Here is an 8,688-nt window from a genome sequence, read left to right as displayed (position 1 = left end):
GGGCGCGCTGGGCGCGGCCGAATCGTGCTGGCATATCGCGCGCCAGTATGTGCTGGACCGCAAGCAGTTCGGCCGGCCGCTGGCGGCGAACCAGCTGGTGCAAAAGAAGCTGGCCGACATGCAGACCGAGATCACGCTCGGACTGCAGGGCTGCCTGCGGCTGGGCCGGATGAAGGATGAAGGCACGGCGGCCGTGGCGGTGACCTCGATCATGAAGCGCAATTCCTGCGGCAAGGCGCTGGACGTGGCGCGCATGGCGCGCGACATGCTGGGCGGGAACGGGATTTCCGACGAGTTCGGCGTGATCCGCCACATGGTGAACCTCGAAGTGGTGAATACCTACGAGGGCACGCACGACATCCATGCGCTGATCCTCGGGCGGGAGCAGACGGGGATTGCGGCGTTTTAGGCGTCGGTGGTGCGCATGGTGGGTTTCGCTGCGCTCTACCTTGGCGGCCCCATCCACCCTACGTACTGCTACAACTAACAGTTTCCCTCAGCACGAGGGGATAAGCGCGGGGTTTCGCAAAGCATGCTTTGCGCCGCGCTTATCGGAGCAGCTTGCAAGCTGCGAGGTGGACGGGTCAGGGTGAGGAGAGGTTTTGCTTTTCATCCGCTTTGATGATGCCGAAAAAATGAGAGGCAAGGCGGAAAAAGAAGCGAAATTTGTCTGAGCACCGAGTGCAGCGAGGGCGAGTTATTTCGCTTCCCGCCTTGCCTCTCGTTTTTTCGGGAACCCCGCGGGGGCAGCAGCTTTGCGGTCGCACCTCGGCGGCCCCCTTTCTTTGCTTACTTTCTTCGGCGAAGCAAAGAAAGTAAGTGGCCGCCGGGGCCAGTCCCGGCAAGTTCCCACAGAGATGTTGCAGCATTGAATCACCGGAGAGCAGTCGGAAACGTCCTATGGTTTCCCGTGAGGCGGCCTCCCGCCTACGCGGGAATGACGGCGATAAACAAACCACAGCCGCGGAACAAACAGAGGAAAAAAATGAACCTGAACTTCACCCCGGAAGAAAACGCCTTCCGAAAGGAAGTGCGTGACTTCGTCGCCACCTCCCTCCCCCCCGACATCCAGCACAAAGTGCTGAATGGCCTGATCCTCGACCGCGACGACTACGTCCGCTGGCAGAAAATCCTGCACCGCAAGGGCTGGGCCGCCCCGGCATGGAAAAAGGAATTCGGCGGCACCGGCTGGAACACCGTGCAGCAATACATCTTCGAAGAAGAATGCGCGGCCGCCGGCGCCCCGCGCACCATTCCCTTCGGCCTGAAAATGGTCGCGCCAGTCATCATGCAATTTGGCTCGCCCGCGCAGCAGGAGCGCTTCCTGCCGAAGATCCTGGCCGCCGACGAATGGTGGTGCCAGGGTTATTCCGAGCCGGGCGCCGGCTCCGACCTCGCGTCGCTGAAGACGCGCGCCGAATTGGTAAAAAGCAGCGCAGGCGACCATTACGTCGTCAACGGCCAGAAGACCTGGACCACGCAGGGCCAGTATGCGGACTGGATCTTCTGCCTGGTGCGCACCGATCCCGAAGCCAAGCCGCAGCGCGGCATCTCCTTCCTGCTGATCGACATGAAGACGCCCGGCATCTCGGTGCGCCCGATCATCACCATGGACGGCGCGCATGAAGTCAATGAAGTGTGGTTCGAGGATGTGCGGGTGCCGGCCGAAAACCTGGTCGGCGAAGAAAACGCCGGCTGGACTTATGCGAAATTCCTGCTCGGCCACGAGCGCACCAACATCGCCGGCATCGGCATCGCCAAGCGCGAACTGGCGCGGCTGAAGCGCATTGCCTCGCTGGAGACGAAGAACGGCCGCCCGCTGATCCGCGACCCGCTGTTCGCCGCCCGCATCGCGCAGGTGGAAATCGACCTGACCGCACTGGAAATCACCAACCTGCGTGTGCTCGCCGCCGAGGCGGCGATGCGCGCGCCGGGACCGGAAGCATCCATCCTCAAGATCAAGGGCACCGAGATCCAGCAGGCGATCACCGAGCTGCTGGTGCAGGCCGTGGGCCCGTACGCGCTGCAGCTGCGGCGTGAAGCGATGGCGGCGGGCTGGCAGGGCGACGCGGTCGGCCCGTTTTACGCGGTGCCGCTGGCAGCGCAGTACCTGAACATGCGCAAGCTGTCGATCTACGGCGGCTCGAATGAAATTCAAAAGAACATTATTTCCCAGATGATCCTGGGGCTGTAGGAGGAAACGATGGATTTCAGCTTTACCGAAGAACAGCAGATGCTGCTGGACACCACCCGTCGTTTCGTGGCGAAGGATTACGGTTTCGAAAAGCGCCAGAAGATCAGGCAGGAAGCGCCGGAAGGCTTCAGCCGCGACGCCTGGGACACGCTGGCCGACATCGGCCTGCTGGCGATCAACGTGCCGGAGGCCGAGGGCGGCATGGGCGGCAGCGCGGTCGATACCATGCTGGTGATGAACGCGATCGGCGAAGGCCTGCTGCTGGAACCCTACCTGGGCAGCGCCGTGCTGGCAACCAAAGCGGTCGCGCTGATGGGCAACGATGCGCAGCGCGCTGCACTGCTGCCGGCCCTCGCCGCGGGTGAAAAAATCGCCGCCTTCGCGCATGACGAACCTGCATCCCGCTTCGAGCGCATGGCAATCGACACGCGCGCATGGCCGGTGGGCAGCGGCTATGTGATTACCGGCCACAAGAGCGTGGTGCTGCACGGCCCGTCCGCGGAGGTATTGATCGTGACCGCGCGCCTGGCGCAGCCGGGACAGGCCGGGCCGATGGCGGTGTTTGCGGTACCTTCCGGGAACGCCGGCGTGCGCCAGGTGCCGTTCCGCACGGTGGACGGCCTTCCCGCCAGCGAAATCCGCTTCGACCAGGTGTTCCTGCCCGCCGATGCGCTGCTGTCGGCGGAGGCGGACGACGCGATTGGCGCGGTGCTGGACTTCGGCATCGCGGCCGTCTGCGCGGAGGCCGTCGGCGCGCTCGACAAGCTGCTCGCGGCGACCGTGGAATATGCGCGCAGCCGCAAGCAGTTCGGCCAGCCGATCGGCAAGTTCCAGGCGCTGCAGCACCGCATGGCGGACATGGTGCTGCATATCGAGCAGGCGCGCTCGATGAGCTATCTTGCGGCGGTCCGCTGCGAGGATCCGGACCCACTGGCGCGCGCAAAGGCGCTATCGGCCGCCAAGGTGGTGGTCGGGCAGGCCTGCCGCTTCGTCGGCCAGCAGGCGGTGCAGCTGCATGGCGGCATGGGCGTCACCGATGAGCTGGACGTCAGCCATTACTTCAAGCGCCTGATGGCGATCGAGATGCAGTTCGGCGGCACCGACCAGCACCTGGAGGCATACGCGGCGCAACTGGCATAGGGCCCGGGTGGGCGGGCTGCAAAAGCAGCCGCCGCCGGCACTGTGAAATTGCGACCGAATGGCGTTATTTGATCAGGCGATGGTTTGGTGGATTCCAGCGAGAGCACATAGCATCCTGCACATTTCCCTCAGTTTTTTCGAGCAATCGCTCAGCTTACGGCTGCTTATGAAGAACAGGTCCGTGCAATACGATCTTGCCTTTACTCACAACCGGGCTCTGTTGCATGATCGATTACACCATTATCATTGGGATTCTGGCCCTCTGTTTTCTTTGGGCATCGTGGCGCGAATACGCAACGGAAAATCATCGTGACAGCAGGCTACTGCTTGTGTTGTCACTTCTCACCGGCCTGGGCAGCGCGGGGCTGGCTTTCTCGACTTAGCATGACCGATATCACGGTTCCGTCATCAGGATCCCGCTTGTTTGATGCCAGCTTTGACATCTGTCGCCCGGAGTACAATATCGGTCCCCTAACAACAGGGACCGGCGGGAAAACCGCGCCGTCCTGCAACAGTGGATATATTTATTATCCTTGGACTCATTCTCCTCAATGGCGTATTCGCCATGTCCGAGCTGGCTGTCGTTTCGTCCAAGCGCATCCGGCTGCAGAATCTTTCCGACAATGGCAGCCGTGGCGCACGAGCGGCACTTCAACTTGCGGATCACCCGAGCCGGTTTTTCTCCACGGTACAAGTCGGCATCACGCTGATCGGCATCTTTAACGGCGCTTTCGGCGAAGCTTCCCTGGTTGCCCGTCTGGCGCCGGAAATCGAGACTGTTCCGGCGCTCGCCGAATTCGCCAGAGAGTTTGCCCTGGGCATCGTGGTGATCGGAATTACCTTCGCCTCCATCGTTCTCGGCGAGCTGGTGCCGAAGCGGATTGCGATGCAGTATCCCGAGACGGTGGCGACCATGATCGCCGCGCCGATGCAGTGGCTGTCGCGCGTCGTGTCGCCCTTCGTCAAGATCCTGACGGTCACGACCGAAGCCATCATGCGCCTGCTCGGCTTGCATCAGCCGAAGGACACATCGGTGACGGAAGAGGAAATCACCGGCATGATCCGGGAAGGAACGAACGCAGGCGTGTTCGAGCGCACCGAGCATGACATTGTCACCCGCGCGCTGCGCCTGGACGACCAGCGTTTGGGCGCCCTGATGACGCCGCGCACGGATCTGGAATTCATCGACTTGTCCGATTCCCTTGAGCAGACCTTGGCGAAGATCGCCGACAGCCCGTTCAGCCGGTTGCCTGTCTGTCGCGGCGACCGTTCCAATATTATCGGCATTGTTCACACCGGCGACCTCTTCGAACAAGCGATCCGCAGGCAGTCCGTTTCCAGCCTCGACATTGAAAAGGCGGTAAAGCCGGCCCTTTACGTACCGGAGTCCGTTAGTGCCATGGATCTGCTGGAGACGTTAAAGAAAAACCGCGCGGAGCTGGCCCTCGTCGTTGACGAATACGGGGAGATTGAAGGCATGGTCACGTTGAGCGACGTGATGGGTGCGCTGGTAGGCGATGTATCGATGGTGGACGATGAAGCGCATGACGCCGACGCGGTGCAGCGCGAAGACGGATCATGGCTCATCGATGGCGGCGTCTCCCTTGACCGCTTCCGCGACCTGTTTGACACCAATCTCGCTTTCCCGGAAGAAGCCGCAGGGGCGTACCATACCCTGGCAGGTTTTGTACTTACCCAGCTTGGCCATATCCCGGATGTCTCCGAGCATTTCGAGTGGAGCGGATACCGGTTCGAGGTGGTGGATATGGACCGGCATAGAATTGACCGGTTGCTGGTTTCAAAGACAGTAACACCCGCCGAACCGGCAACGGTGACCGAATAGTCGTTTTCCGGGGCAGGACCAAAGCAGGCAAGGCTTTCGGACTGCCCCGGTTTGCTTGCCCGCCTTGTTCATTGCGCCGTCGCTGTACATGCCGGCCGCGAGGCCATGTAGCCGTGCGAAATCCCGAAATCGTATAATCGCACGGACGTTCAAAAAAACCGTTCGCCGATAACAAATCATAACGAGACAAGGAACCTTGATGGGCATCTCCCGCCTGCTGATCGCCAACCGCGGCGAAATCGCGATCCGCATCGCCCGCGCCGCCGCCGAACTCGGCATCCGCACCGTTGCGGTCTACTCGGAGGACGATGCCGCCTCGCTGCATGTGCGGCGCACCGACGAAAGCATTCCGCTGCGCGGCAAGGGTGCGGCAGCCTACCTGGACATTGCGCAAATCGTTACGGCAGCAAAGGCATCCGGCTGCGACGCGATCCATCCCGGCTACGGCTTCCTCAGCGAGAATGCATCCTTCGCCGCGCACTGCGCCGAACAAGGCATCCTGTTCGCCGGCCCGCAGCCGGAGGTGCTGCAGCTGTTCGGCGACAAGGTGCAGGCGCGCATGCTTGCCGAAAAAAATGGCGTACCGGTCATTGCCGGCACCTCCCATCCGACCACGCTTGAAGAAGCGCGCGCCTTCCTGGCGGCGCTGCCGTCCGGCAGCGCAATGATGATCAAGGCAATTGCCGGCGGCGGCGGCCGCGGCATCCGCGAGGTGCGCGACGAGGCGCAGCTGGCGGACGCGTATGCCCGCTGCCAATCGGAAGCGCGGGCCGCGTTCGGCTGCGCCGATGTGTATGTGGAGCAGCTGCTGCCGAAGGCGCGCCATGTCGAGGTGCAGGTGATCGGCGACGGCAGCGGCGATGTGGTCCACCTGTGGGAACGCGAATGCACGCTGCAGCGGCGCAACCAGAAACTGGTCGAGATCGCGCCCAGCCCGACCCTGCCGCATGCGCTGCGGGAACGCATCATCGCGGCAGCGGTGCAGCTGGCGCGGTCGGTGCGCTACCGCAGCCTCGGCACCTTCGAATTCCTGGTCGATGCCGGCAACCACAGCGACCGCGCGCCGTTCTACTTCATGGAAGCCAATCCGCGCCTGCAGGTCGAACATACCGTCACCGAGGAAGTGACCGGCATCGACCTCGTCAAGGCGCAGCTGCAGCTGGCCACCGGCTGCACGCTGGCGCAGGCCGGCCTCACCCAGCATGAAATCCCGATGCCGCGCGGCTTTGCGGTGCAACTGCGGATCAACATGGAAACCATGGATACGCAGGGCAATACCCAACCGGCGGGCGGCACCCTGGCAGTGTTCGAGCCGCCGTCCGGGCCCGGCATCCGGGTCGATACCTGCGGCTATGCCGGCTATACCACCAACCCGAATTTCGATTCGCTGCTCGCCAAGCTGATCGCATCGACCCCGTCCGGCCACTATCCGGACCTGCTGGTGCGCGCCTATCGCGCACTGTGCGAATTCCGTGTGGAAGGGATCGATACCAACATCGGCATGCTGCAGAATCTGCTCACCCGGCCCGACGTCGTCGCCAACCGCGTGCATACGCGCTTCGTCGAGGAACACATCCGGGCGCTGATCGAGCCCGAGGACGGCGCGCACCAGAAACTCTATGTCCGGTCCGTCCCCGGCAGGCAGCCGGCGCCCGACATCGATCCCCGCCACCCCGCACCGGAAGGCGCGGTACCGCTCGAAGCGCCGATGCAGGGATCGGTGGTCGCGATCGACGTGATCGAAGGCGACGTGGTGCGGGCCGGGGCGCAGGTCGCGGTGATCGAGGCGATGAAGATGGAGCATGTGGTCAAGGCGGCGCGGGCCGGCATCGTATGCAAGGTAAATGCGACCAGGGGCGAAGTCGTGTTCCGCGGCTATCCGCTCGTCTATATCGAACCGGCGGAGGTCGACGCGGAGCAGGCGCAACGGCAGGACGACGGCGATCCCGATGCGATCCGCGCCGACCTGGCCGAAGTGCAGCAGCGCCGTGCGGCCGGCCTCGATGCGGCCCGGCCGGATGCGGTCGCGCGGCGCCGCAAGAGCGGGCAGCGCACCGCCCGCGAGAACGTCGCCGACCTGTGCGACGAAGCCGGCTTCATCGAATACGGCGCGCTGGCGATCGCCGCGCAGCGCCGCCGCCGTCCGCTGGAAGAACTGATCCGCACCAGCCCGGCGGACGGCCTGGTGGCCGGCATCGGCAGCGTCAACGGCGCGCTGTTCGACGACAGCAGGTCGCGCTGCATGGTGCTGGCGTACGACTACACGGTGTTCGCCGGCACCCAGGGCATGATGAACCACAAGAAGACCGACCGCATGTTCCAGCTCGCCGAGCAGTGGAAGCTGCCGGTGGTCCTGTTTGCCGAGGGCGGCGGCGGCCGGCCGGGCGATACCGATGCGCTGGTGGTCGCCGGCCTCGATGTGATGTCCTTCATCAACTTCGCGAAGCTGAGCGGCCTGGTGCCGCGCGTGGGCATTGTGTCCGGCCGCTGCTTCGCCGGCAATGCTGCCTTCCTCGGCTGCTGCGACGTGATCATCGCGACCGAAAACGCGACGATCGGCATGGGAGGGCCGGCGATGATCGAGGGCGGCGGGCTGGGCGTGTATGCGCCGGAAGAAGTCGGGCCGGTTGCGATGCAGGCACCCAACGGCGTGATCGACATCGTGGTCCGGGATGAAGAAGAAGCGGTGCGCGCCGCGAAGCAATACCTGTCCTACTTCCAGGGGCCGCTGGCGCAATGGGAGTGCGCCGACCAGCGCGCGTTGCGGCGGCTGGTGCCGGAAAACCGGCTGCGCTCGTACGACATCCGCGCAGTGATCGAGACGCTGGCCGACCGCGACTCGGTGCTGGAACTGCGGCACAGCTTCGGCGTCGGCATCGTCACCGCGCTGATCCGGATCGAGGGCCGCCCTTTCGGCCTGATCGCGAACAACCCTATGCATCTCGGCGGCGCGATCGACGCCGATGCCGCCGACAAGGCGGCGCGCTTCATGCAGCTGTGCGATGCGTTCGACCTGCCGATCCTGTCTCTGTGCGACACCCCAGGCTTCATGGTCGGGCCGGACGCGGAAAAAACGGCGATGGTGCGCCATGTGTCGCGCATGTTCGTCACCGCCGGCAGCATCAGCGTGCCGTTCTTCACCGTCGTGCTGCGCAAGGGTTACGGGCTGGGCGCGCAGGCAATGGCCGGCGGCAGTTTCCATGCCCCGTTCTTCACCGTCGCCTGGCCGAGCGGCGAATTCGGCGCGATGGGGCTGGAAGGGGCGGTGCGTCTCGGCTACCGCAAGGAGCTGGAAGCGGTGCAGGACCCGGCGGAACGCAAGGCCCTGTTCGAGAAAATGGTGGCGCAGTCGTATGAACAGGGCAAGGCAATCAACATGGCCTCCTTCCTCGAGATCGACGACGTGATCGACCCGCTGGCGACGCGCCAGTGGGTGCTGCGCGGCCTGCGCTCGGCGCCGCCGGCGCCGGCGCGCGACGGCAAGAAGCGGCCCTGCATCGATACCTGGTAG

General features: G+C 64.0%; 5 protein-coding genes. All 5 read left to right on the top strand.

The features are described from left to right. The coding region (locus VEC01_RS01200) for an acyl-CoA dehydrogenase family protein (protein ID WP_324897928.1) at positions 1-409 on the top strand (409 nt) is incomplete at its 5' end. A 576-nt stretch (positions 410-985) separates the two neighbouring features. Beyond that, positions 986-2,194 carry an acyl-CoA dehydrogenase family protein gene (locus VEC01_RS01195; protein WP_324897926.1) on the top strand — a complete coding sequence of 403 codons (1,209 nt, stop codon included), beginning with the start codon at positions 986-988 and terminating at the stop codon, positions 2,192-2,194. Between the two features lie 9 nt (positions 2,195-2,203). Then, positions 2,204-3,334 carry an acyl-CoA dehydrogenase family protein gene (locus tag VEC01_RS01190; protein WP_324897925.1) on the top strand — a complete coding sequence of 377 codons (1,131 nt, stop codon included), beginning with the start codon at positions 2,204-2,206 and terminating at the stop codon, positions 3,332-3,334. Positions 3,335-3,848: 514 nt separating this feature from the next. Next, positions 3,849-5,177 carry a hemolysin family protein gene (locus VEC01_RS01185; protein WP_324897923.1) on the top strand — a complete coding sequence of 443 codons (1,329 nt, stop codon included), beginning with the start codon at positions 3,849-3,851 and terminating at the stop codon, positions 5,175-5,177. 199 nt (positions 5,178-5,376) lie between these two features. Then, a complete protein-coding gene (locus tag VEC01_RS01180; protein WP_324897921.1) occupies positions 5,377-8,688 on the top strand; it encodes an acetyl-CoA carboxylase family protein in 3,312 nt (1,103 codons plus the stop codon).

Origin of the sequence: Noviherbaspirillum sp., from assembly GCF_035627455.1 — a bacterium.
Classification (GTDB): Bacteria; Pseudomonadota; Gammaproteobacteria; order Burkholderiales; family Burkholderiaceae_D; genus Noviherbaspirillum.
This window is presented reverse-complemented; position numbering and strand designations above follow the sequence as displayed.

Coding starts and splice junctions, on each gene's coding strand:
- VEC01_RS01180 (WP_324897921.1), top strand. CDS start 5,377: ATGGGCATCTCCCGCCTGCTGATCGCCAACCGCGGCGAAATCGCGATC.
- VEC01_RS01195 (WP_324897926.1), top strand. CDS start 986: ATGAACCTGAACTTCACCCCGGAAGAAAACGCCTTCCGAAAGGAAGTG.
- VEC01_RS01190 (WP_324897925.1), top strand. CDS start 2,204: ATGGATTTCAGCTTTACCGAAGAACAGCAGATGCTGCTGGACACCACC.